This is a genomic window from Roseibium sp. MB-4 (assembly GCF_053005265.1).
In genome coordinates, this window is sequence record NZ_JBRKQB010000002.1 from 1,000,938 (window position 1) to 1,023,075 (window position 22,138).

General features: G+C 57.2%; 22 protein-coding genes. 14 read left to right on the top strand and 8 right to left on the bottom strand.

Features of this window, described 5'->3' with window-relative positions:
* The first annotated feature begins 43 nt into the window (after positions 1-43).
* Complete coding sequence (locus tag ACVDG4_RS15790; protein WP_447235781.1) at positions 44-430, top strand: YciI family protein; 387 nt, start codon at positions 44-46, stop codon at positions 428-430.
* A gap of 101 nt (positions 431-531) precedes the next feature.
* Positions 532-1,590: an MBL fold metallo-hydrolase gene (locus tag ACVDG4_RS15795; RefSeq protein WP_447235782.1), complete on the top strand. Its 1,059-nt coding sequence runs from the start codon at positions 532-534 to the stop codon at positions 1,588-1,590.
* A gap of 103 nt (positions 1,591-1,693) precedes the next feature.
* Here ACVDG4_RS15795 and ACVDG4_RS15800 read toward each other — a convergent pair whose 3' ends face one another.
* From ACVDG4_RS15800 to ACVDG4_RS15815, 4 genes are all read right to left on the bottom strand, one after another.
* Positions 1,694-2,560 carry a metal ABC transporter permease gene (locus ACVDG4_RS15800; RefSeq protein WP_133951772.1) on the bottom strand — a complete coding sequence of 289 codons (867 nt, stop codon included), beginning with the start codon at positions 2,558-2,560 and terminating at the stop codon, positions 1,694-1,696.
* The gene (locus tag ACVDG4_RS15805) at positions 2,560-3,462 is read right to left on the bottom strand and encodes a metal ABC transporter permease (RefSeq protein WP_447235783.1); all 903 of its coding nucleotides are present in this window, start codon (positions 3,460-3,462) and stop codon (positions 2,560-2,562) included. The genes ACVDG4_RS15800 and ACVDG4_RS15805 overlap by 1 nt, the downstream gene beginning before the upstream one ends.
* Positions 3,459-4,358, bottom strand: coding sequence for a manganese/iron ABC transporter ATP-binding protein (locus ACVDG4_RS15810; RefSeq protein ID WP_447235784.1), 900 nt, complete (start codon positions 4,356-4,358; stop codon positions 3,459-3,461). Before ACVDG4_RS15810 ends, ACVDG4_RS15805 begins: the two co-directional genes overlap by 4 nt.
* A gap of 73 nt (positions 4,359-4,431) precedes the next feature.
* Positions 4,432-5,289, bottom strand: a complete 858-nt coding sequence (locus tag ACVDG4_RS15815) for a metal ABC transporter substrate-binding protein (RefSeq protein ID WP_447235915.1) — start codon at positions 5,287-5,289, stop codon at positions 4,432-4,434.
* Positions 5,290-5,518: 229 nt separating this feature from the next.
* Here ACVDG4_RS15815 and ACVDG4_RS15820 point away from each other — a divergent pair, with 229 nt between their 5' ends.
* The 10 genes from ACVDG4_RS15820 to ACVDG4_RS15865 all read left to right on the top strand — a co-directional run bounded on the left by ACVDG4_RS15820 (position 5,519) and on the right by ACVDG4_RS15865 (position 15,080).
* On the top strand, positions 5,519-6,787 hold the full coding sequence (locus ACVDG4_RS15820) for an MHYT domain-containing protein (protein WP_447235785.1): 1,269 nt from the start codon (positions 5,519-5,521) through the stop codon (positions 6,785-6,787).
* A gap of 422 nt (positions 6,788-7,209) precedes the next feature.
* Entirely contained in the window at positions 7,210-8,076 is an 867-nt protein-coding gene (locus tag ACVDG4_RS15825; RefSeq protein ID WP_447235786.1) for an FAD binding domain-containing protein, read from the top strand.
* A 23-nt stretch (positions 8,077-8,099) separates the two neighbouring features.
* Positions 8,100-8,609 (top strand): (2Fe-2S)-binding protein, encoded by a 510-nt coding sequence (locus ACVDG4_RS15830; protein ID WP_133951768.1) that lies wholly within the window; start codon positions 8,100-8,102, stop codon positions 8,607-8,609.
* Positions 8,606-11,026, top strand: a complete 2,421-nt coding sequence (locus ACVDG4_RS15835) for an aerobic carbon-monoxide dehydrogenase large subunit (RefSeq protein WP_447235787.1) — start codon at positions 8,606-8,608, stop codon at positions 11,024-11,026. Before ACVDG4_RS15830 ends, ACVDG4_RS15835 begins: the two co-directional genes overlap by 4 nt.
* A 60-nt stretch (positions 11,027-11,086) precedes the next feature.
* Positions 11,087-11,239, top strand: coding sequence for a hypothetical protein (locus ACVDG4_RS15840; RefSeq protein ID WP_306147633.1), 153 nt, complete (start codon positions 11,087-11,089; stop codon positions 11,237-11,239).
* Between the two features lie 20 nt (positions 11,240-11,259).
* Complete coding sequence (locus tag ACVDG4_RS15845) at positions 11,260-12,144, top strand: AAA family ATPase (protein WP_447235788.1); 885 nt, start codon at positions 11,260-11,262, stop codon at positions 12,142-12,144.
* 3 nt (positions 12,145-12,147) lie between these two features.
* Positions 12,148-13,347 carry a vWA domain-containing protein gene (locus ACVDG4_RS15850; protein WP_447235789.1) on the top strand — a complete coding sequence of 400 codons (1,200 nt, stop codon included), beginning with the start codon at positions 12,148-12,150 and terminating at the stop codon, positions 13,345-13,347.
* Between the two features lie 19 nt (positions 13,348-13,366).
* Positions 13,367-14,239, top strand: a complete 873-nt coding sequence (locus ACVDG4_RS15855; protein WP_447235790.1) for an XdhC family protein — start codon at positions 13,367-13,369, stop codon at positions 14,237-14,239.
* A gap of 23 nt (positions 14,240-14,262) precedes the next feature.
* Positions 14,263-14,838 carry an SRPBCC family protein gene (locus tag ACVDG4_RS15860; RefSeq protein ID WP_447235791.1) on the top strand — a complete coding sequence of 192 codons (576 nt, stop codon included), beginning with the start codon at positions 14,263-14,265 and terminating at the stop codon, positions 14,836-14,838.
* Between the two features lie 56 nt (positions 14,839-14,894).
* Positions 14,895-15,080, top strand: a complete 186-nt coding sequence (locus ACVDG4_RS15865) for a hypothetical protein (protein WP_447235792.1) — start codon at positions 14,895-14,897, stop codon at positions 15,078-15,080.
* Positions 15,081-15,286: 206 nt separating this feature from the next.
* On the opposite strand, the gene ACVDG4_RS15870 is transcribed toward ACVDG4_RS15865, so the two are convergent.
* Together ACVDG4_RS15870 and ACVDG4_RS15875 are read right to left on the bottom strand one after the other, a co-directional pair.
* Positions 15,287-16,711, bottom strand: coding sequence for an aldehyde dehydrogenase family protein (locus ACVDG4_RS15870; RefSeq protein ID WP_447235793.1), 1,425 nt, complete (start codon positions 16,709-16,711; stop codon positions 15,287-15,289).
* Positions 16,712-16,732: 21 nt separating this feature from the next.
* Positions 16,733-17,707 (bottom strand): NAD(P)-dependent oxidoreductase, encoded by a 975-nt coding sequence (locus ACVDG4_RS15875; protein ID WP_447235794.1) that lies wholly within the window; start codon positions 17,705-17,707, stop codon positions 16,733-16,735.
* Positions 17,708-17,825: 118 nt separating this feature from the next.
* Between ACVDG4_RS15875 and ACVDG4_RS15880 the strand changes: the two genes are divergently transcribed.
* Positions 17,826-18,701: a LysR substrate-binding domain-containing protein gene (locus ACVDG4_RS15880; RefSeq protein WP_447235795.1), complete on the top strand. Its 876-nt coding sequence runs from the start codon at positions 17,826-17,828 to the stop codon at positions 18,699-18,701.
* A gap of 6 nt (positions 18,702-18,707) precedes the next feature.
* Here the strand turns inward: ACVDG4_RS15880 and ACVDG4_RS15885 are convergent, their stop codons facing one another.
* A complete protein-coding gene (locus ACVDG4_RS15885) occupies positions 18,708-19,796 on the bottom strand; it encodes a YeeE/YedE family protein (protein WP_447235796.1) in 1,089 nt (362 codons plus the stop codon).
* 123 nt (positions 19,797-19,919) lie between these two features.
* On the opposite strand from ACVDG4_RS15885, the gene ACVDG4_RS15890 reads away from it, so the two are divergent.
* The gene (locus ACVDG4_RS15890; RefSeq protein ID WP_447235797.1) at positions 19,920-20,858 is read left to right on the top strand and encodes an MBL fold metallo-hydrolase; all 939 of its coding nucleotides are present in this window, start codon (positions 19,920-19,922) and stop codon (positions 20,856-20,858) included.
* Between the two features lie 91 nt (positions 20,859-20,949).
* Here ACVDG4_RS15890 and ACVDG4_RS15895 read toward each other — a convergent pair whose 3' ends face one another.
* Positions 20,950-22,056: a YeeE/YedE family protein gene (locus ACVDG4_RS15895; protein WP_447235798.1), complete on the bottom strand. Its 1,107-nt coding sequence runs from the start codon at positions 22,054-22,056 to the stop codon at positions 20,950-20,952.
* Positions 22,057-22,138 lie beyond the last annotated feature (82 nt).

The following is a 22,138-nucleotide window of genomic DNA, read 5'->3' on the forward strand; positions in this document are numbered from 1 at the left end:
TAATATCGATTTTTTTATACTACCTCGAAATTGGAGGATAAGAATGCCCAAATGGCAGGAATATAAGCAGATCGCCAAAGAGCGCGGTGCGCTTGCTTTGGAGCTTTATGTCGTCAACACAAAACCTGTCGGACCGGACGCGGACATTCCCGGGACCCTCCCTGATCACCTCGCATACCAGGCGCAGTTGGAAGCATCCGGCAGTCTCGCCTTTGCTGGTCCGGTCTCCGATGAAACCGGCGAAGAAATGCAGGGCGAAGGCATGATCATCTATCGAGCGACGTCTCTGGAAGAAGCTCGAGCGCTTGCTGATGGCGACCCAATGCATGCGCGCGGGATTCGCAGCTACACACTCCGACGCTGGATGATCAATGAAGGCAGTTTCACGCTGTCGGTCGGTCTTTCGGCGAAAAAAACGAGTTTCTCGTAAGCAAAAATCGGCCGGCGCCGGGCAAAGCACGCAGCGCCGTCCAAAGGATCAAGAAAAACGGGACTCAAAGAAGGAAGAAACGAAACCATTGGGAGGAAGCGATGTTTCGGACACTGATTTCTGGATTACTGCTCAGCGCAGGCACCTTGATGGCGTCGCCCGCACTGGCAGAAAACTGTCTCAAGGTCACCTTAACCGGCACCCAAGGCGGACCACCTGTCTTTCAAGGACAGGCGGGTGCCGGTACTCTTGTTCAGTACGGCTCGGAAGAAAACAAATGCAACGACATGCGCTTGCAGTTCGATACCGGCCGTGGAACCACACAACGCCTGTCCCAGGCCGGTGTACCGGTCGGCAAAATCGATGCGATTTTCCTGAGCCATCTGCATTCCGATCACACCGAGGGCCTTGCAGACATGATGCAGCTGCGCTGGCACTTTAATTCTGGCGGGCCGAAGGTTGATCTGGTGTGCAGTGAGGAAACCAAATCTCCGCTTGGCTTCTCCTTAAGCTGCGAGCGCTTTGCCACACATATCGGAGATGCCTTGATCAACTCCGGTGAAATCGCCCAACGGCTTGCTGAAAACAAAAAACGCCTTCCCGGCGGCCCGGCCGAGCTGATCAATGTCAAGGACTTCAAACCTCAAGATGAGGCCCAGGAAGTCTGGTCAAAAGGCGACGTAACAGTCAGCGCCATCCGGTCAACACACATCCCAGGACATGCTTCCTATCGGGTGGATACCCCTGCCGGCAGCGTGGTGATCGGCGGTGATGCAGGCAATGATGTGCGCAAGCCGCCGCGAGAGACATCTACATCAGGCCAGGTCGAAAAGCTGGCACAAGGTGCGGACATTGTCGTGCATTCCACGATCCACCCGGTCATGGGGCCAGACGGTGGCACGGGCTTCCCACCACCGATTTATTTCCGTCAAAGCAATGCCACGGACCTTGGGCATCTAGCCCGCAGGGCCGGGGTAAAACACTTGATGCTTACCCATCTGATCCCGCCGGTCGGCGCCCCGCGCCAAGGTCCCTACAAACTCCCTGAAGGCGCACTAACCAACGAGGACTATACCGGAGCCGTGGCCGAAAGCGGTTTCGACGGCACCACGATTGTGGGCCAGGATCTTGTCTCGTTGACACTTCCGGTCAAAAACTGACCCGGTCAAAAGTCCAAAACGAAAAAGCCGTCCCGAACGCTTCGGGGCGGCTTTTTTCGTCACTGTTCCTGAACGATTTCAAAGGAAACAAACGTTGTAAAATTCAAACCTCTTTGAGGGTCCTGTCCTCCTCAACCCTGCGCAAAGACATCTGCCGAGTAACAATTTGCCGGCGGATGAAGGCTGCAATGAACGCTGCTGTCAGGATCAAGACAATGGTCGGTGCCGGCGCACTGTCGATGAAAAAGCTCAAATACGTACCGGCAAGCATGGAGAGCATGCAGACAACCACGGACACCCAGAGCATCGTGCTGAATTTCCGCACAAGCAAGAATGCGATCGCGCCCGGTGCAATCACCAAACCAATGGCAAGGATCAGCCCGGTCGCCGAAAGGGTCGCAACGATCGTCAATGAGAGTGCAGCAAGCAGGCCATAGTGAAGCAAATTGACCGGCAGCCCCGAGGCCTGTGCCTGCGCGGCATCAAAGCTGTGAAGGACGAGATCCTTCCATTTCAAAACCAGACCACCTGCAACAACAAGTGAGATGATGCCGGCGGTCCAGAGGTCCTGATTGCCAACACCCAGCATGTTTCCAAACAGAATGTGGTCAAGGTGAGCGTTTGTTTCGACTGCCACATAGAGCACGATCCCAAGACCGAACATGCCGGAGAAAACAACACCCATAACGGTATCCTGCTTTACCCGGCTGTTGGTCGAGAGATACCCAGTTGCCACAGCGCATACCATGCCGGCGGCAAAGGCACCCAGGATCAAGGGAAGACCGACGATGTAGGCCAGCACAATGCCGGGAAGAACGGCATGACTGACAGCGTCACCCATCAGCGCCCATCCTTTCATGACCAAAAAACAGGATAACAGCGCGGTCGGAATCGAAACCAGAACGCAGATCAGGAACGCGTTCTGCATAAATGGGAATTTGAACGGCAGAAGAAGAAAATCGAGATCCATCACTGCGGCCCTCCGCCGGGCTGTCCTGGCAACACGGTATCAGAGGGCCCATTGCGAAGCGCTTCAGATGCTTTCCGGCGCGCGGCCAAAAGGCCGTGTTTTGGCGCAAAGACAAAGGCAACAAGAAAGATCAGGGTCTGCAGCACCACGATGATCCCGCCGGTCGCTCCATCCAGAAAATAGCTGATATAGGCACCGGAAAAACTGGTGACCGATCCAATCACAACAGACAGTGCGATCAGTCTTGGGAACCTGTCACACAGAAGATATGCCGTTGCACCCGGCGTGACCACCATAGCGATCACCAGAAAGGCACCGACCGTCTGCATGGCCGCCACAACGGAGGCAGAAAGAAGTATGAAAAAAACAGCCTTCAGGAGTCCTGGTCGCAGACCAATGGTGCGCGCGTGGTTCTCGTCAAAGAAAGTGACCATCAGGTCCTTCCACTTGAGCAGCAGCACGCCCAGCGACACAAACCCGATAATAGCAAGCTGAAGCGTGTCTGCCGGTGTGATAGCCAGAATGTTGCCCATGGTGATGGTCTGGATCGATACCGACATTGGATTGACCGACACAATGAAGAGGCCCAGTCCGAAGAATGAGGTGAAGATCAATCCGATGATCACATCGACTTTCAATCCGGACCGTTCCGACAGGAACAACATGGCTCCGGCAGCGAGCCCGCCGGCAATGAAAGCCCCGAGAGCAAACGGCAAACCGAGAATATAGGCGCCGGCGACACCCGGTACGACAGAATGCGAAAGAGCGTCACCAATCAAAGACCAGCCCTTGAGCATGAGATAGGCAGAAAGGAATGCACAAACGCCGCCGACAAGCCCGGATACCCACATGGCGTTGGTCATATAGGCGTAGTTGAAAGGCTCAAGCAGAGTGGCAATCATGGCCGTTTCTCGGCCGTTTGCGTTTCATCTCCATATTGAACAAATGGGCGTTCATCATCGGTCAGGATGGTCACCTTCCGGTCATCCCCATCCGTGTGCAACGTCTGATCGCTGATCGTGAAATGCCGGAGAACGCCGCCAAAGGCCTGCTCCAGGTTCTCACGGGTGAACGTCGTTTCGGTGGGGCCAAAGGCCAGCACCGTTCCCTTGACCAGCACAGTGCGGTCACAGAACTCCGGTACAGATCCGAGATTGTGAGTGGAGACCAGCATCACACGTCCTTCGGCCCGCAATTCTCCAAGGAGTTCGATAATCTGCTCTTCGGTTTTGACGTCGACGCCCGTGAACGGTTCATCGAGCAGAATGACTTGGCCGTCTTGTGCCAGTGCCCGCGCGAGGAACACACGTTTGCGCTGACCACCAGACAGTTCCCCGATCTGGCGCTTCCGGTAATCCTGCATGTTGACCCGGCTGAGCGCTTCGGCAACAGCATCGTGATCGGACTGTTTGGGACGGCGTAAGAACCCCATGTGGCCATACCGGCCCATCATGACGACGTCTTCAACCAGCACCGGAAAAGACCAGTCTACTTCTTCCGACTGCGGTACGTAGGCGACGAGGTTTTTGCGAAGCGCTTCTTTGACGCTCATGCCCAGAAGTTGAATGGTTCCCTTCGCAGCTGGCACAAAGCCCATGATAGCCTTGAAGAGTGTTGATTTACCGGCCCCGTTGACGCCGACGAGTGCGGTGACTGTGCCACGCGGGATCTCAAAACTGGCGTTCCAAAGCGCGGTATGGCCATTGCGGTAGGTTACGGTCACGTCCTCTGCGGAGATCCCGATATCTGACACCATGTTTGTCGATGCCAACTCCGGCTCCTCGATGACCTTCAACATTCAACAAATCCAATCATTACAAAATCCGGTCCGCCGGGGAAGAGCCGCGGCACCGAAAGGCGCCGCGAAAAAATCAATTGGTCGCGCTTTCGAGCCCTTTGGCGACCGTTGTTGAGGTCACCCGCAGAAGGTCGAGATAGGTCGGGACCTGCCCGTCGGCTTCGCTGAGTGAATCGACATAAAGCACCCCGCCATAACTCGCGCCAGTCTCCCGGGCGACCTGTTCAGCAGGCGCTGTGTTGACCGTGCTTTCACAGAAGACCACCGGGATGTTGTTTTCTTTTACGCCGTCGATAACCGAGCGGACCTGTTGCGGTGTCCCAACCTGATCAGCATTCATCGGCCATAGGTACAGTTCCTTCATGCCGAAATCGCGCACAAAATAACTAAACGCACCTTCACAAGTCACAAGCCAACGCTTGTCTTCCGGAACTTGTGCGATTGTCTCACGAAGCGGTTCGATTACGCCACGCAACTGCTCTTTGTAAGCTTCCGCATTCTGTTTGTAGACGTCCGCGTTGGCCGGATCTTGAGCAGAAAAAGCAGCTGCAATGTTGTCGATGTAGACCTGCGCATTGTTGAGGCCCATCCAAGCGTGGGGGTTGGGCTTGCCCTCGTAGGACCCGCTTCTGATGGAAATCGGATCAATGCCGTTTGTCAGTGTCGCCGACGGAATGTCGCCGAGGTTTGACAGGAACTGTTCAAACCAAAGCTCCAGGTTCATGCCGTTCCACAGAATTAGGTCGGCATCGGAGGCCCGTACGATGTCCTGCGGCGTCGGTTCATACCCATGAATTTCAGCGCCTGGCTTGGTGATGGACACCACCTCAGCCGCATCACCGGCAACATTCGAGGCCATGTCGGCAATGACGGTAAAGGTCGTAACGACCTTCATCTTATCTTCCGCCCAAGCGCTCTGCCCGGACATCATCGCGACCGCTGCCACAGCAGCAAATAAAGCAGTCTTTTTCACTGAAACCTCACACAAGAAGTGTTTGACCCTGATGCAAGTGATATTGCAACTCATTCGCAAGTGTCAAGCTTATTGCGAATGAGTTGCATTAAAAACTGGAAACTTGGCCTGAGCCACTTCTTCACTTATCCTGTACTCAGAACACTGCTTCGTTCTAAGAATGGTGTTGAGTGGGAGGACGCTCACAATGACAGTGACGCACGAGCCCTGGCTCGTGGCGCTTTCCCTGATAATGGCGTTTCAGGGCAGCTTTGTTGGTTTGGGTTTGGCTGTCCAAGTCCGTACGTCGACTGAACCCCGTCGGCGCTTGCTGTTGGCCGGAGCCGCGCTCACACTCGCACTTGCGATTTGGTCGATGCATTTTGTCGGCATGCTCGCCGCCCGCCTGCCCGTCCTGACAAACTTCCTTGTATTGCCGACCCTTCTTTCCTTTCTCGTCTGTGTGCTCGTCGTCGGTATCGGCGTGTTTGCGGCCAGCAATCGCCAACTGACGCCCGTTCGCCTTGGGATCGCAGCCTTTGTCATGGGGGCCGGGATATGCACGATGCACTATCTAGGCATGTACGCGTTGCATCTGTCGTTAAGTCTGTCTCATGACACGGCCTATGTATTTGCCAGTTTCTTGATCGCCTTTAACGCCTCAGGCCTTGCGCTCTGGCTCTTATTCGGCCCCGGACGACGGCCACCAATGTTTTTTTCCGCGGTCGTGATGGCGCTTGCGATCTCTGCAATGCATTACATCGCGATGGCCGGCTTGACCGTTGAACCGCTTGTATCGCCAACACCCTCGTTGGCTCCGGCCCTAGACCCCGGAACTCTCGCCATTTTGGTGTCCTGTGTGGCTTTTCTTGTCTCCGGTCTTTTTCTGCTCAAGCTTGTCCCGGAACAGCCTCTTGAAGGGGATGAGGCTCCCCACTTCGATGATGAGCTTGCTTTGCAAGCGGCAACACCAGCGAGCCCTGCGGCTGCGGAAGCGAATTCCGGAGGTTCGTCTTCTGCCAAACCGGAGCAGACCTCCAAACGCACTGCCCATGGCTTACAGTCCGCCGCCACTCCGATCCAAGCGCAGAAATTGACGGCAAAAAGGATGCTGCCGATCGAACACGACGGTCAAAAAACTCAGATCGCCACAACGGAGATCGTGGCCATCCATGCAGATGCGCATTACACAAAACTGTTCGACGGATCACGGGAGTATTTCTGTCCCTTATCCATAAGCGAAGCCGAGCGTCAGCTGGACAGCAAAACTTTCAACCGGGTGCACCGGAGCCACATCGTGAACCTTGCATGTGTCGCTTCCTTCAAGAGATCCGGTGATGGTGGCCTACTGGTCCTGCAGGGTGAAGGAGGGCAGTCTGTACCAGTTAGCCGCTCTCGCTGGAGCCGTGTCAAATCCCAGCTCACGACAATGTCGGCGACCAACGCTCCAGAACCCGACCCGGCTCCCGCTCACTAGCATCGTACTATCGGTTTCCTTCGGCAAAACGCCCAGCACGCAGTGCAACATACGCGTGCAAAGGCCGCATTTCGTGAACCAGACCGCTTTTCTGGCCTTTCGCTGCACAGCCACAGGTCTATTGGAAATATGATTTCCTTAAATTACTGACATTTCAAACAAATTTATCTCCACTCCAAAGTCAAAAATATCGATTTTTTCACAAAAAGCGTCAGTAATGATGACGTAATTCGTGAGGGAATAAACGTATTCCGTGCATACTACTAGGTCATTTGTGCAGGTTTCCTTGAGAGTGCGCTGCAGCAACTGCGACGCTTGCTCAATGATGCGGCGTGTAGGAGAGCGCCGCGTTTTGACGCAAGGCCTCGCCCGGGTTCCGGACCAGGCCCAGCCAATTTGGCTGAATGAGGGAGGAGAAAGACGTGATCCCTGGTGAATTCACATATCACCGGCCAGCGACTGTCAAAGAAGCAGTAGCGATCCTGGCCGAACACGGCGATGAAGCCCGGCCCCTTTCCGGAGGCCACAGCCTGATCCCAATGATGAAGCTGCGAATGGCGGCACCGGAGCATCTGATCGACCTCGGCGGTGTCGAGGGCCTAAAGGGTGTTTCAGAGGACGGCGGCACAATCGTCATCGGAGCGATGACGACCCAACACGAGATGATCCATTCGGAATTGCTTGCAGAAAAATTGCCGATCATTCGCGAAACATCCCTGCTGATCGCCGATCCTCAAATCCGGTATCTCGGTACACTTGGTGGCAACGTCGCTAACGGCGATCCGGGCAACGACATGCCCGCCCTGATGCAATGCCTTAACGCAAGTTATGTGCTGACCGGCCCGGACGGCGACCGCGAAGTCACTGCGCGCGAGTTTTACGAGGCCGCCTATTTCACGGCACTGGCGCCGGAAGAAATTCTGACCGCTGTTCGGATCCCGACACCGGCGACGGGCCATGGTTATGCTTATGAAAAACTGAAGCGCAAGGTGGGTGACTACGCCACCGCCGCCGCAGCGGTTCTCCTCACAATGAACGGCGGCACCGTCGCATCCTGTTCCGTAGCCCTCACAAATGTGGCCGACACTCCGCTTTTTGCCGCTAAGGCAGGCGAGATCCTGACCGGGTCCGCTATGGACGCAGAGACCGTGAAGAGAGCTGTCGCAGCCGCAAAGGCCATCACCGAACCGGCATCGGATGGACGTGGTCCTGCCGAATACCGCACGAAAATGGCGGGCGTGATGCTGGAACGCGCACTGGCCCGCGCAGCAGAGCGCGCAAGCAGCTGACCGGGGACGAGGGAGAGACAAGAATGAGCGATATTGAACAAATCCCGGTCACCATGACCGTCAACGGAAAGAAAGTGCAGCGCTTCGTGGAGCCGCGCACGCTTCTGATCCACTTCCTGCGGGAAGATCTCGACATCACCGGTCCGCATATTGGTTGCGAAACATCCCACTGTGGGGCCTGCACCATCGAAATGAACGGCATGTCGGTCAAGGCCTGCACGATGTTCGCAGCCCAGGCCAACGGCGCAGATCTTACAACCGTCGAAGGCATGGCCAACCCGGACGGCACATTATCTGCCCTTCAGGAAGGTTTCCGGCAGATGCACGGTCTCCAATGTGGCTACTGCACACCGGGCATGATTATGCGGGCGCATGTTCTCTTGAAGGAAAACCCGAACCCAACGGAAGACGAAATCCGCATGGGGATCGCCGGCAACCTGTGCAGGTGCACCGGATACCAGAACATCGTCAAGGCGATCCAGTATGCCGCCGCCAAACTCAACGGCACTGATTTCCAGGAGGCTGCAGAATGAACGACATGACCCCGACACGGGAACAGCGGGAAGCAGCCCTTGAAGGCATGGGCTGCAAGCGCAAGCGCGTAGAAGACATCCGCTTCACGCAAGGCCAGGGCCAGTATGTGGACGATCTCAAACTGCCGGGCATGGTGTTCGGTGATTTCGTGCGCTCGCCCTACCCGCACGCAAAGATCACCAAGATCGATGCTTCAGAAGCGCTCAAGATCCCAGGCGTGATTGCCGTTTTGACGGCGGAAGACCTGAAGGGTGTGAACCTTGCCTGGATGCCGACACTAGCTGGTGACGTCCAAATGGTTCTGGCCGATGGCAAGGTCCTCTACCAGAACCAGGAAGTCGCCTTTGTCGTGGCGGAAAACCGCTATATTGCGGATGATGCCATCCAGCTCGTTGAAGTCGAATACGAAGAGCTGCCGGTTCTGGTTGATCCGTTCAAGGCCATGGACCCGGACGCACCCGTCCTGCGGCCCGATCTTGAAGGCAAGACAGAAGGCCCACACGGACCGCGCGATCACCACAACCACATCTTCAAATGGCAAGTGGGCGACAAGGACGAAACCGCCAAAGCATTTTCCGACGCCGACGTCACCATCAAGGAGATGATCTCCTATCACCGCACACACCCGTCACCGCTGGAGACCTGCCAGTGTGTTGCGTCCATGGACAAGGTGAAGGGAGAGCTGACGGTCTGGGGCACCTTCCAGGCGCCGCATGTTATCCGGACGGTTGCCTCGCTGCTGTCAACCATTCCGGAGCACAAGATCCATGTGATCGCGCCGGATATCGGCGGCGGCTTCGGCAACAAGGTGGGCGCTTACCCAGGCTACATCTGCTCGATTGTTGCGTCCATCGTCACCGGCGTTCCGGTGAAATGGGTCGAGGACCGGATGGAGAACCTCTCCACCACATCCTTTGCCCGCGACTATCACATGACCACGGAAATCGCCGCGAAGAAAGACGGCACCGTGACCGGACTGAAAGTGCACGTGCTCGCCGACCACGGCGGTTTTGATGCCTGCGCCGACCCGTCCAAATGGCCCGCCGGGTTCTTCAACATCGTCACCGGCTCCTATGATTTCCCGACCGCCCATCTTGAGGTCGACGGGGTCTACACCAACAAGGCACCAGGCGGGGTTGCCTACCGGTGTTCCTTCCGGGTGACGGAAGCAGCCTACTGCATTGAACGGGCCATGGACATCCTGGCACAGAAGCTGGAGATGGACCCTGCCGATCTTCGCATGAAGAACTTCGTCAAGCAGGAACAATTCCCATATCAGTCGGCACTCGGCTGGGAATATGACAGCGGCGACTATCACACGGCCATGCAAAAGGCGATGGACACCATCGGCTACCGCCAGCTGCGCGAAGAACAAAAAGCCAAACAAGACGCCTTCAAACGCGGAGAAACCCGCGAGATCATGGGCATCGGCATTTCGTTCTTCACTGAAATTGTCGGTGCCGGCCCGTCGAAGAACTGTGACATCCTCGGTGTTGCCATGTTCGATAGTGCGGAAATCCGTGTCCATCCGACAGGCTCGGTGATCTCGCGCATGGGCACCAAGTCCCAAGGCCAGGGCCACGAGACCACCTGGGCCCAGATCATCGCAACCGAGATTGGAATCCCGGCCGATGACATCATGGTCGAGGAAGGTAATACGGATACGGCCCCTTATGGCCTTGGCACCTATGGCTCCCGGTCGACACCGGTCGCCGGTGCAGCTATCGCGCTTGCTGCGCGGAAAATTCGCAACAAGGCGCAGATGATCGCGGCGCACATGTTGGAGGTCTCCGAGTACGATCTGGAGTGGGACATCGACGGGTTCCAGGTGAAAGGCAATCCGCAGGCCCGCAAGTCGATGAAGGAAATAGCCTGGGCAGCCTACAACGCTCCACCGCCGAACATGGAGCCGGGTCTGGAAGCGGTCAGCTACTACGATCCACCCAACATGACCTATCCGTTCGGCGCGTACTTCTGTGTCATGGACATCGATGTCGACACGGGCGTTGCCAAGACACGGCGGTTCTACGCGCTGGACGATTGTGGCACCCGCATCAACCCGATGATCATCGAAGGACAGGTGCATGGCGGTTTGACCGAGGCTTTCGCCATCGCGATGGGGCAGGAAATCCGCTACGACGAGACAGGCAATGTCATGGGCGCCTCGTTCATGGACTTCTTCCTGCCGACCGCCGTAGAAACGCCGCATTGGGAAACCGATCACACGGTCACCCCGAGCCCGCATCACCCGATCGGCGCCAAGGGAGTCGGTGAAAGCCCGAACGTCGGCGGCGTTCCTGCCTTTTCCAATGCGGTCAACGATGCGTTTCAGTTCCTCGGCTCAACGCATATCCAGATGCCGCATGATGCCTGGCGTGTCTGGCAGGCGGCCAAGGATCTTGGCGCGCACAGCTAAGCCCAATCGAATGGGATCTCCCTCCCGGGGCCGGGAGGGGGACAATTCAAGGACGATTTCATGACACTCACTGATGCGCTGCAGGCCGATAATCTGCTTCTTCCAATCAATGCACCGTCCCGGCGTGTGTTCGAAATCGCCGTCGCGAATGGTTTTGTGGTCTGGCCGAAACCGGCCAACGAAAAATCTGAAAAGGCGCTGGCGTCCAGCTGACTGGCCCGGCCGAACAGACCATGACGACCCAGACAAAAGACACACTGGCCGAAGCGCTCGCTGCCACCGGATACGTTGCAGATGATGGCCTTGCCATGGCCCTTCTCCTCACCGAGATGCTGAACAGGCCTTTGCTTCTGGAAGGGGAAGCCGGGGTCGGTAAAACGGAAGTCGCCAAGGCGCTCGCAAAACTGGACAACACGGATCTGATCCGTTTGCAATGCTACGAGGGTCTTGACCGCTCCGACGCCATTTACGAGTGGAACTATCAGCGCCAGCTCCTCGCCATCAAGGCACGGGAAGGTACCGGCGACGATGCGGACACCGTTGAAGAGGCGGTGTTTTCCGAGAAGTACCTTCTGGAACGTCCCCTTTTGGCTGCAATCCGCCAGGACAAGGCACCGGTCCTTCTGATCGATGAAGTTGACAGGGCCGATGAAGAATTCGAGGCGTTCCTATTGGAACTCCTGTCCGACTTTCAGGTCTCCATTCCCGAACTCGGCACCATCGAAGCCAAAAGCATTCCCAGGGTCATCCTGACTTCGAACGGAACACGGGAGCTGTCCGATGCATTGCGCCGCCGGTGCCTTTATCACTATGTAGATTACCCGGACAGTAGCCGCGAAGCGCGCATCCTTTTGAGCCGGGTAGATGGACTGGATACAGCCCTTGCCCTGCAAATCGCCGAACTGATGGGCAAGTTGCGCAAGGAAGACCTGACAAAGGTGCCGGGCGTAGCAGAAACCATCGACTGGGCGGCTGCCCTTGTCGGCCTCGGCACAAAAAATCTGCATGAGCAGCGTGGGATGGTTTTCGACACGCTGGCCTGCGTTCTGAAGACACGCGAAGACCAGGCCCGCATTACATCGGAAGTCACCGATCGGCTTCTTGGAAAGGTGGCCTGAGCCATGGCCTCCGTCCATCTTGACTGCCATGACGATCTTGGCGCCGCAGTCCGGGTACGCCTCGCAGGGTTCGTGCGTTCCTTACGCGACAGCGGGTACAAGGTGGGTGTTGGCGAAACGGAAGATGCAACTCGCTTGCTTCAGTCCGATATCATCAAACGTCCCCAGAGGCTGAAGGAAGCGTTCCGGGCCCTTTTTTGCGGCCGCTTGTCCGACTGGACCAAATTCGATGACGTGTTCGATGCCTATTGGCTCGGGCGCGGTGTGAAATCCGGCATCAAGGTCTCCGGCAGCACTTCCAAGAAGACCATGAAAACCATCCGCGAGTTGGTTGATGCCCAAGGGCCGCGTCAGGACACCATCGCAGGTGATGTTGACCGGGTTCCGGGCGAAGAGGACGAGCCCGGCGACGAGGCACCGTCAGGACGCCGGGAGGGGGCCAGCATTGCGGACCACCTCGGCAAGACCGACTTCCGGAACATCCATGACCCGGAACAAATGGCCAAAGCCCATGAACTGGCGGAAAGCCTCGCCAAAGCAATGCGGATCCGCCTCACCCGCCGGGACAAGCAAAAGCGCAAGGGTCCCCGGCTCGACTTGCGCAAGACGATCCGTCACTCAATAGCGCATGGCGGCACGCCTATCGAGTTGATCCGCAAGGGCCCGCGCGCGCGCCAGCTCCGTCTGGTGATCCTTCTCGATGCATCCGGGTCGATGAGCAATTACACCGGTGTCTTCACACGGTTCGTGCACGGGCTCCTCGACAATTTCCGGGAAGCCGAGGCCTTCCTGTTCCACACCCGGCTTGTCCATGTCTCATCCGCACTTTCAGAACGGGATGCAACGCGCGCTCTCGACCGGATGGGGTTGATGGCCCAAGGTATCGGCGGCGGGACGAAGATCGGTGAGGCGCTGGCGGATTTCAACAGGTCCCACGCTGCCCGCGTCATTCATTCCCGCACCTGTGTGATGATCCTTTCCGACGGCTATGACACGGGCACACCGGATCAGCTCGGCGAAGAGATGGCCCGGCTTCGCAAACGCTGCAAGCGGATCGTCTGGCTCAACCCCATGATCGGGTGGGATGGCTACGAGCCGGTAACCGGCGGGATGCAGGCCGCCCTGCCCCATGTCGATCTGTTTGCGCCGGCGCATAACCTCGACAGTCTGGCCGACCTCGAACCTTATCTTGAACGCCTGTGATGCGATGGGAGAGACACCAATGAAACACTCTGCTCCGGAAACACTGAGCGCTGCACAACAAGCCTCGGCAACCGATGTTTCCGCTTTGACAGAGCAACTGCGGAAAGATGCAGAACCGTATGCGCTGGCGACAGTCATCCGGACCATTTCGGTGACTGCCGCGAAAGCCGGCGCAAAGGCCGTTATTGCCGCAGACGGCAGCATCGCAGGGGGGTGGATTGGTGGCGGCTGTGCCCGGTCCGCCGTCATCAAGGCAGCGAAGGCTGCCATTGAGGACGGCGAGACAAAGCTGATTTCCATTCAGCCCGAAGACCTGCTGGCGGAACTTGGCGTTGAAGCTGGAGACAACCGGCAAGGGGTCCAGTTTGCCAAGAACATGTGCCCAAGCCAGGGCACGATGGACATCTTCGTCGAACCGGTTCTCCCACGACCGAAACTTGTTATCCTCGGAGCAAGCCCTGTGGCCGTCGCCCTAGCACAGCAGGGGCCGAACATCGGCTTTGAGTGTATTGCTCATGCCCCGCTCGAAGACCTGAGTGCATTCCCGGAGTTTTGCGATATCAAAGACGGTTTTAACGTCCCAGAAAATAATAACGCAGAGCGCTATCTTGTAGTCTCCACCCAAGGGCGCGGTGATTTGGCGGCGCTTGAGTCCGCCCTTGCTGCGAACTCGAAACACATCGCCTTTGTCGGTAGCCACAGGAAAATCGCTCATCTGAAGTCCAAGCTGCGCGAAAAGGGGATCCGCGAGGAGAGCCTTGATCGGATCGACGGTCCTGCCGGGCTCGACCTTGGTGCGATCACGCCGGAAGAAATCGCCCTTTCGATCCTTGCCGAACTCTTGATGGTCCGCCGCAAGGGCCAACGTGGAACCGACGTTCATCACATTTGAAGTACCAGACGGAGTATAATTCCATGCAAATGACCGACAGCCAACGGATCGAAGCGCCCCGCGAAACGGTTTGGGCGGCGCTGAACGACCCGGAAGTTCTCAAGGCATCGATCCCCGGCTGCGAGGAGTTGATCAAGCACTCCGACACCGAGCTGGAAGCCAAAGTGAAGCTGAAGGTCGGCCCGGTGAAGGCAACGTTCGGCGGCAAGGTGGAACTGCTCGATCTCGATCCGCCGAACGGATATCGCATTGAGGGCGAAGGGTCCGGCGGTGTGGCCGGCTTTGCACGCGGCGGCGCGAAGGTCCAACTGGAAGCAGATGGGCCGGACGCCACCATTTTGCACTACGAGGTCGACGCCAAAGTCGGCGGCAAGCTCGCGCAGCTCGGCGCTCGCCTGATCGACTCCACGGCCAAGCGCCTGGCTGGTGAATTTTTCACTGCATTTGCAGAACAAGTGGCCCCGAGCACACCCGAAGAGGCAGAAGAAAGTGTAGATGCTGCCGGTGACGCAGACGCTTCAAAGGAAAAGAAAGGCTGGCTCGGCGGGCTGTTTGGCGGAAAGAAAACCGAAGAAACACCCCAGGAAGCAGCCGAGTGACCGGCTTGGTAAATGTCACCCAATGTGAACCTCTGGAACTGAAAAGGAGTGAGCTGATGACCGCACAGACCTTGAGTTGGAAGGCCGCCGTGGAGGAAGTCCGGCAAGATCCTTCATTGATGCTGGCACTTGGTACCGGCGCAACGCTGACCGTGTTTCTGGCAACCCTTCACGCCTGCTGCCTCGGCCTTGCAACACCGCCAATGGCCGCGCTTCTGCAGATCTGCTCTGCGGCGGGGTGAACACGTAATAAGCGGTCCCCGTAGCCCCCCAGACTGCTGACACAGTCCAAGCCCCCTCCGGTGTCATGTTCGGACTTGTTCCGAACATCCATAACTTATTGAAAAATATGAATCCTCGGCACAAGGCCGAGGATGACTATTGAGAGGATTAGGGTTTGTCATCAACCTCAAGCAATCCCCGCGCTGGAACCGCTCTTATGGTTCGATCAGGCCGTGATCGCCTTGAGCTCCAGAAAATCTTCCAGACCGAACTGGCCGAATTCGCGGCCGTTGCCGGACTGCTTGTACCCACCGAAAGGAACGTCGTAGTCAATGCCCGCGCCATTGATATAGACGTTTCCGGCGCGCAGTTTTCGGGCGACCCTGCCCGCCCGCTCCGGATCTCCGGTCTGGATATAGGCTGCCAGACCGTAAGGTGTGTCGTTGGCAATGCGGATTGCGTCTTCTTCCGTCTCAAACGGCAAGACCGCAAGCACCGGCCCAAAGATTTCTTCCCGCGCGACATGCATGTCATTGGACACGTCCACAAAAATGGTTGGCCGGACGTAGTAGCCGGTTTCCAGCCCGTCAGGCTTTCCCGCACCGCCCGCAAGCAATTTGGTGCCTTCCTTGATGCCCGCCTCGATATGTCCCTGGATCCGCTCATATTGCAGCTGGCTCACGACCGGCCCAATGTGATCTCCATCCTGCTCCGGATCGCCGACAGCCGTCTCGCCGGCAAATCGTTCGGCCAACGCGAGGACTTCATCGTAGACAGACCGCTCGACCAGCAGCCGGGTCGGAGCATCGCAAGACTGGCCGGAGTTGGCAAAACAACCTTCGACCGAAAACCGGACGGCTGTTTCTAGGTCAGCATCGGCAAAAAGAATATTGGCCGACTTGCCACCGAGTTCCAAAGCGACCCGTTTGACCGTTGCTGCTGCATTTTGGGAGACGGACGTCCCGGCACGGGTCGACCCGGTAAACGATACCATGTCGATGTCGGGGTGTGACGACATTGGAACTCCGATCCCGGGACCGTCCCCGTTGACCAGATTGAAGACACCTTTGGGGCAGCCGGCCTCGTGCAGGATCTCGGCAAATAGCATCGCCGAGAGCGGCGCAATTTCGCTCGGTTTCAGGACCATAGTGCATCCAGCGGCAATTGCTGGCGCGACCTTTGCCGCTATCTGATTGATCGGCCAGTTCCAAGGCGTAATGAGACCGCAAATACCGATCGGCTCATCCCGCAAGGTACTGCCACCGCGCGGGCTTGGCCGCTCCCATTGATGGGATTTGAGCGCTTCAAGCGTTGCCTCAAAATGACCGGAACCTGACGGTGTCTGCTGTTCACGGGCAAACTTGGCTGGCGCTCCCATTTCAAGGCGGATCGCCTCATCCATGTCAGCGGACCGGCGATTGTAGATTTCGATGATCCGTTCAAAAAGGCCAACACGCTCTTCAACCGAGCTCTCACCCCAGGTTTGAAACGCTGCTTTTGCGGCATCCACTGCCTTGTTCAGGTCTGCCTCACCTCCCAAAGAGATGACCGCAACCGGCTGCTCCGTTGCCGGATTGATGACATCGAAGTCATTGGCTTCAGTTGGAGCAACCCATTGCCCATCGATATAAAATTGGCATTTATCAAGCATCTCAGTCAGATCACTCCAGACTCATTCCGCCGCGATGGCGACCGCAGCTGTTGGTCTGACTTCGTACCCCGGTTCTTCCGGCTCGTCATCTTCCATTTCGGCCGGAAAGCCATCTCCAAGGATCGTGAGTCCTGTCGCATCCTCGAGCCGCTTGATGATGTTCGGCGACAGCTCGCGAGGACCATAGCGGGAGATGCCATCGGCGAAGATCTGGTTCAACAGGGGTGACAGCTCGAGCGGAACGCTGTGTTCGTCGGCAATCGACTGGAACAATCCGATATCCTTGGCAACCAGATCCATTGTAAAGGAAATATCCCGGGACCCGTTGAGAATAACCTGGCCTTCGGTTTCATGCACGAAGGAAGTCCCGGATGAGATCTTAATCGCCTCATAGGCCGTGTTGAGATCCATACCCGCCGCCTTGCAGGTGGTTAGGGCCTCACAGACGGAGACAAGGTTCGCGGTCGCCAGATAATTTGTGACAACTTTCAACACGGAAGCCGACCCGATATCACCCGTGTGCAGAACTCGGCGTCCCAGCACAGTCAGGAAAGGCAAGGCTTTTTCAAAGGTCTCGCGGCTGCACCCAGCGAAGATCGAAATATTACCTGTGGCCGCCCGGTGGCATCCGCCTGAAACCGGGCATTCAATCGCCTCACCACCCTTTTCTTCAACCAGTCCAGCAAGCCGTTTGACTTCGCTGGCGTCCGTTGTCGACATTTCCGCCCAAATGGTGCCCGGACCAATGCCTTCAAGAATACCATCCGGCCCCTCGACAACTGCAGCACAGGCGGCCGGACTTGGCAGACAGGTAATCACCACATCGCAGTCTTCAGCCAGCTGTTTCGGACTGCGCCCTTTTTTGGCACCAAGCTCGGCAAACTTCGCCATGAAGTTTTCATCGAGATCGAGAACCGTGAGATCAAAACCATTGCGCAAGATGCTGCCAGCCAATTTGCCGCCAACATTGCCAAGACCGATAAACCCTACATGCATGTCCGCCTCTCCAAAGTTACAAGGCCAATTCAGATGGCGGAAAGGATTCCTGACCCAGCACCAAAAGAAAAACGAATAAATAGATGGACATTCCTATAATTTTTTTATCAATAAAAAGATGTCCAGTCTTCCAAATCTGATGTGGCTCAGAAGCTTCGAAACAGCCGCCCGACTCGGCAGTTTCACAGCGGCCGCCGATGACCTGGGTCTCACGCAAGCCGCCGTCAGCACACATATCCGCAATCTGGAGAGCCAGCTTGGGCATGCCCTGTTTCTCCGCTCAACGCGCAAACTCACACTGACCGAAATCGGAAAGGCCTATTTGCCCTCCGTACGCAAGGCGATTGACGAGCTATCCTTGTCAACGGCAGGTCTTTTCGGGGCGCGCCAGTCAGGGACTGTCACCCTGCGGGCACCAATCTCCACAACGGTTCTGGTGGTCGCGCCACAGCTGCCCGCATTTTTGGAAGAACATCCGACTATCAAGGTTCGCCTTCTGTCGGCAATCTGGGCAGAGACGGTTTTAGAGACCGAGGTCGATATCGACATTCGGCTTGGCATCGGCAAATGGCCAGACGGGCACGCAGACCTTCTGGCGAAAGATACGATCATTCCTGTCTGTACACCCTCGCTTGCAGAAACCATAGACTCGCCCAATACGCTTCTGGAGACACCGCTCATCCACATTCTAGGTTTTGAGGATCACTGGGACCGGTACTTTGAAAGATGTGGCCTGGAACGCCCAAAGGAGCAGCGGCGGGTAACTGTCGACACCACGCTTGCAGCTGTTGAGCTGGCAGCAGCAGGTGCTGGAGTCGCTCTCATCCTGGAGCGGGCTGCGATCAGGCTGGAAGAGGCCGGGCGGCTCAAGATTCCCTTGGACATTCGTATTCCACTCGGACAAGACCATTACCTTGTGGAACGGGATCATTCAGCAAGAACACGTCCCGAGGTGGAGACGGTGAAAGACTGGCTGAGATCGATCCTCACATAGCCTTGCTCAGGACGCTCCGACGACCGGCTGCGCTGATCCGGTCTTCGCCGGACGACCATTCAATGCAAAGTCGGTCAACCCCGCAGATAGCCAGATCGCCGAGAGCGTCATCCAGGCAGTCACCGCGAAAACAGAGGCCCCGGTGATACCCGCGCCAACGGCACAGCCGCCTGCCAGCATGCCGCCAAAGCCCATTAGCGCGGCTCCGGTACCATAGCGGGCCATAGACCGGCCACCTTCAAAACCCTGAAGCTCCAATTCGCGGGAAAAAAGTGCAGCGAGGAACGAGCCGGCAAAAACGCCGGGAACAAGTCCGATTCCAAAATCGAGCGCAGACTGCGCTGGCGACAAGAACAGCATCAGCGTGTCAGCCGAGGGACCTGTAAAGGTGATGCCTTCGATCTGCACCGGCTCAAACGCCTGACTGGCAACAGAAGCTGTGAACCACCATGCGAGCGGTACGGCGAGCCCCGCTCCGCACGCTGCAATTGCTTGCCAAAGGGGTGTTTTGGCCTTGATCGCAATCACAATTCCGGCGCCCAACCAAAGCAATGCAAAACCAAGTACGACTGTCTGCGACAGCCCTAAATGTGCAATCAAATCATTCCCGCCGATGTCCGCCGTTGTCCAGAGCCCGGCGAACCATTCGCGCACGGGTTTCAAGATACCCCTCAGGCTGGCTTGGGCAATCACCGCAAAGACCAGTCCGGACAGAAGCGCCCGCAAGTTGCCGGTCGCAGAGAGGACGAGAAGCCGGCTGGCGCATCCTCTGGCCAAGACCATTCCAATGCCAAACATCACGCCGCCCAACGCTGCGCCTGAAAGACTTTGCGGAGAGGCGAGTTGACGGGCTTCTTGCGATGGCACTTCGCCGAAGCCAACAAGCAGCTGCGTTCCAAGAAGTGCTGCGGAGAACGCAAACAGCCAGATTGATAAACGAACCCCAAAAACACCGTGCGCAAAATCGAGAGCTGCTGCCCTCAGACAGAACCGGCTTTGCTGCGCGAACCCGCCAAACAATGCACCGGCCAGAAAGCCGCCTGCGGTTAAAACCGCAGGTTCTGAAAATCGATCCAGAAAGTAGGTCAATTCCATCGCTGTCTACCGATTAGCCGATGTTGGATCTGCAACACTTGCCTGCCTCTTTCCCTAGCTGCATTGACGTTTCTCAAGGAAACATAGATAAATTCATAAATTTGAATATGTGGAGGACTACGCATGCCGGTTGCCTTGAAAGAACACCCCTCGCGCCGCTTTTTGCTAAAGGCCGGACTTGGCATAGGAGCAGCTGCGATCACGGGCCTCCGCCCTTCCTTTGCAGCCTCGAACCCCATAAAACTCGGCGGCAATGAGGTCAGCGTCTTTTCTGACGGCAACTTGAGCCTGCCGATGAATTTCCTTCTGCCTGACCAAAGCCCAGAGGAGATTGAGGCCCTTTTCAAACCTCATGGTTTACCAACCGATACGGCATCGCCGGACTGCAACATCACCCTCCTGCGCCAGGACGACCGGCTTGTTCTGTTCGATGCAGGCGCTGGGGCCAACTTCCAGCCCAGCGCAGGCGAGCTGCTGTCCGGTCTCGAAGAGGTCGGCATTGATCCTTCGGACGTGACCGATGTGATCTTCACCCATGCGCACCCGGATCATCTCTGGGGCATTCTCGATGACTTTGATGACGTGCTTTATTCAGAAGCAACACTCTGGGTGCCACAAGCTGAATGGGACTATTGGCGCGCCGATGACACGCTGGCGAAGACACCGGAAGCCCGTAAAAGCTTCGTCGTCGGGGCTCAGGCACGCTTTGAGGCCATCGAAGACCAGGTGCAGATGGTCACGCCCGGCATGGAAGTCGTACCCGGTGTTGAAGCTGTCGACACCTCTGGTCATACGCCGGGTCACACGTCCTATATGATCCATGGAGATGGCGAATCCGTTCTGGTCGTGGGGGATGCAATCACCAATTCAGTGATTTCCTTCGAAAAGCCCGACTGGGTGTCCGGATCGGATCAGGACCCGCAAAAGGGTATCCAAACCCGAAAGGCTCTTCTGGATCGCCTGGCCACGGACCAAACGCAATTGATCGGCTTTCATCTGCCGGACATGGGCATCGGCCGGGTCGAGCGCACAGGTTCGGCTTACAAGTTTGTGGCGGGTTAAAGCTGCGAAGCCACCTCGGGCTTGAGCCGGGGCCTCAATAGTGGTCCCGGCTCAAGGCCGGGACTGCACTGTCCGTAGAACTCTGCTGCCGCTATTCCGCTGGATGACGACGATCGGCGCCGTCACTTCGCCGGAAAGCCGCGAGGGCTGAGCCTTCGACGAGCCAGGCAAGCCCTACCCGGGCGCCGAATGCCATGGACAGCATCACGATCGGTGCCGAGATCGCCATGGTGGAAAAACCCGTAATGCCCTGCCCAACGGTGCAGCCCATTGCGAAAACACCGCCGATGCCCATAAGTGTACCGCCAAGAATGTGACGCCCGAGTTCCCGGGCATCATCACAAGCTTCCCAGCGGATATCGCGTTTCCACAGAGCCGCAAGAACCGCACCAATCAGCGTGCCCGCAACAAGTCCGACACCATAGTCGGGCCAAACACCGGTGTAGGTGATCAGCTGTAGAATGCTGTCTCCAACCGGCACAACGAAGGATCCTGCCTCGATCTGCACCGGGTCAAAGGAATTTGCGGCTACGTAAGTTGTGGCCCACCAGCCGAACGGGATAACCAGACCGATCGCAACAGCAGAGGCGATTTTTGCCCGGGCACCGCGATAGGCACTGTCCTTGAATATCCAGCCCAATCCAAACGCAACCATGAGAAGCGCGACCAGCCACCGCAGATCGAAACCAGCCAGACTGGAGACAATATCGCCCATGGACTGACTGCCAGCGGCGGTGAAGGTAATCATTTGATCATCAACCAATGGCACCCGAATGATGCCGACGATCCCGCGCTGCGCGGCCAATGCGGCCAGTCCGATGACGGTCAGAACCACCAGAGCTCTGAGACTGCCGCCACCAAGGCGCAGCACGGCGCCAAACCCGCACGTGCCAACCAGGGCCATGCCGAGGCCAAACATCGCCCCACCGAGAACCGCGCCGGTCCAAGGAAACCCCGGATCGAGATAAAAGGACGCTCCAGTGTCGGCGAGACCGAATGCGACAAGCACCTGCGTTCCAATCAACGCAACCACGGCTGCAAGCACCCAGGTTCTGAGCCCGGAACTGTCTCCGGCATACCAGTGGCGCTCCAGCGCGGACAGAGTGCAAAAATGTGTGGCGCGGCCAATAAATCCAAGAACGCATCCGGCAAGAACGCCGAATACAGGCAATATTAGCGTCAGGTCTAATTCAGGCATTGTTGGCTGCCGTTACCGGCCCCTCGTCGCGTCCCCCCAAAGGCCATTCTCCGGTGGCTCTTTTTAGAGAGTAACAAGGGGG

Coding starts and splice junctions, on each gene's coding strand:
- ACVDG4_RS15790 (WP_447235781.1), top strand. CDS start 44: ATGCCCAAATGGCAGGAATATAAGCAGATCGCCAAAGAGCGCGGTGCG.
- ACVDG4_RS15795 (WP_447235782.1), top strand. CDS start 532: ATGTTTCGGACACTGATTTCTGGATTACTGCTCAGCGCAGGCACCTTG.
- ACVDG4_RS15800 (WP_133951772.1), bottom strand. CDS start 2,560: ATGGATCTCGATTTTCTTCTTCTGCCGTTCAAATTCCCATTTATGCAG.
- ACVDG4_RS15805 (WP_447235783.1), bottom strand. CDS start 3,462: ATGATTGCCACTCTGCTTGAGCCTTTCAACTACGCCTATATGACCAAC.
- ACVDG4_RS15810 (WP_447235784.1), bottom strand. CDS start 4,358: ATGTTGAAGGTCATCGAGGAGCCGGAGTTGGCATCGACAAACATGGTG.
- ACVDG4_RS15815 (WP_447235915.1), bottom strand. CDS start 5,289: ATGATGTCCGGGCAGAGCGCTTGGGCGGAAGATAAGATGAAGGTCGTT.
- ACVDG4_RS15820 (WP_447235785.1), top strand. CDS start 5,519: ATGACAGTGACGCACGAGCCCTGGCTCGTGGCGCTTTCCCTGATAATG.
- ACVDG4_RS15830 (WP_133951768.1), top strand. CDS start 8,100: ATGAGCGATATTGAACAAATCCCGGTCACCATGACCGTCAACGGAAAG.
- ACVDG4_RS15835 (WP_447235787.1), top strand. CDS start 8,606: ATGAACGACATGACCCCGACACGGGAACAGCGGGAAGCAGCCCTTGAA.
- ACVDG4_RS15840 (WP_306147633.1), top strand. CDS start 11,087: ATGACACTCACTGATGCGCTGCAGGCCGATAATCTGCTTCTTCCAATC.
- ACVDG4_RS15845 (WP_447235788.1), top strand. CDS start 11,260: ATGACGACCCAGACAAAAGACACACTGGCCGAAGCGCTCGCTGCCACC.
- ACVDG4_RS15850 (WP_447235789.1), top strand. CDS start 12,148: ATGGCCTCCGTCCATCTTGACTGCCATGACGATCTTGGCGCCGCAGTC.
- ACVDG4_RS15855 (WP_447235790.1), top strand. CDS start 13,367: ATGAAACACTCTGCTCCGGAAACACTGAGCGCTGCACAACAAGCCTCG.
- ACVDG4_RS15860 (WP_447235791.1), top strand. CDS start 14,263: ATGCAAATGACCGACAGCCAACGGATCGAAGCGCCCCGCGAAACGGTT.
- ACVDG4_RS15865 (WP_447235792.1), top strand. CDS start 14,895: ATGACCGCACAGACCTTGAGTTGGAAGGCCGCCGTGGAGGAAGTCCGG.
- ACVDG4_RS15870 (WP_447235793.1), bottom strand. CDS start 16,711: ATGCTTGATAAATGCCAATTTTATATCGATGGGCAATGGGTTGCTCCA.
- ACVDG4_RS15875 (WP_447235794.1), bottom strand. CDS start 17,707: ATGCATGTAGGGTTTATCGGTCTTGGCAATGTTGGCGGCAAATTGGCT.
- ACVDG4_RS15880 (WP_447235795.1), top strand. CDS start 17,826: ATGTCCAGTCTTCCAAATCTGATGTGGCTCAGAAGCTTCGAAACAGCC.
- ACVDG4_RS15885 (WP_447235796.1), bottom strand. CDS start 19,796: ATGGAATTGACCTACTTTCTGGATCGATTTTCAGAACCTGCGGTTTTA.
- ACVDG4_RS15890 (WP_447235797.1), top strand. CDS start 19,920: ATGCCGGTTGCCTTGAAAGAACACCCCTCGCGCCGCTTTTTGCTAAAG.
- ACVDG4_RS15895 (WP_447235798.1), bottom strand. CDS start 22,056: ATGCCTGAATTAGACCTGACGCTAATATTGCCTGTATTCGGCGTTCTT.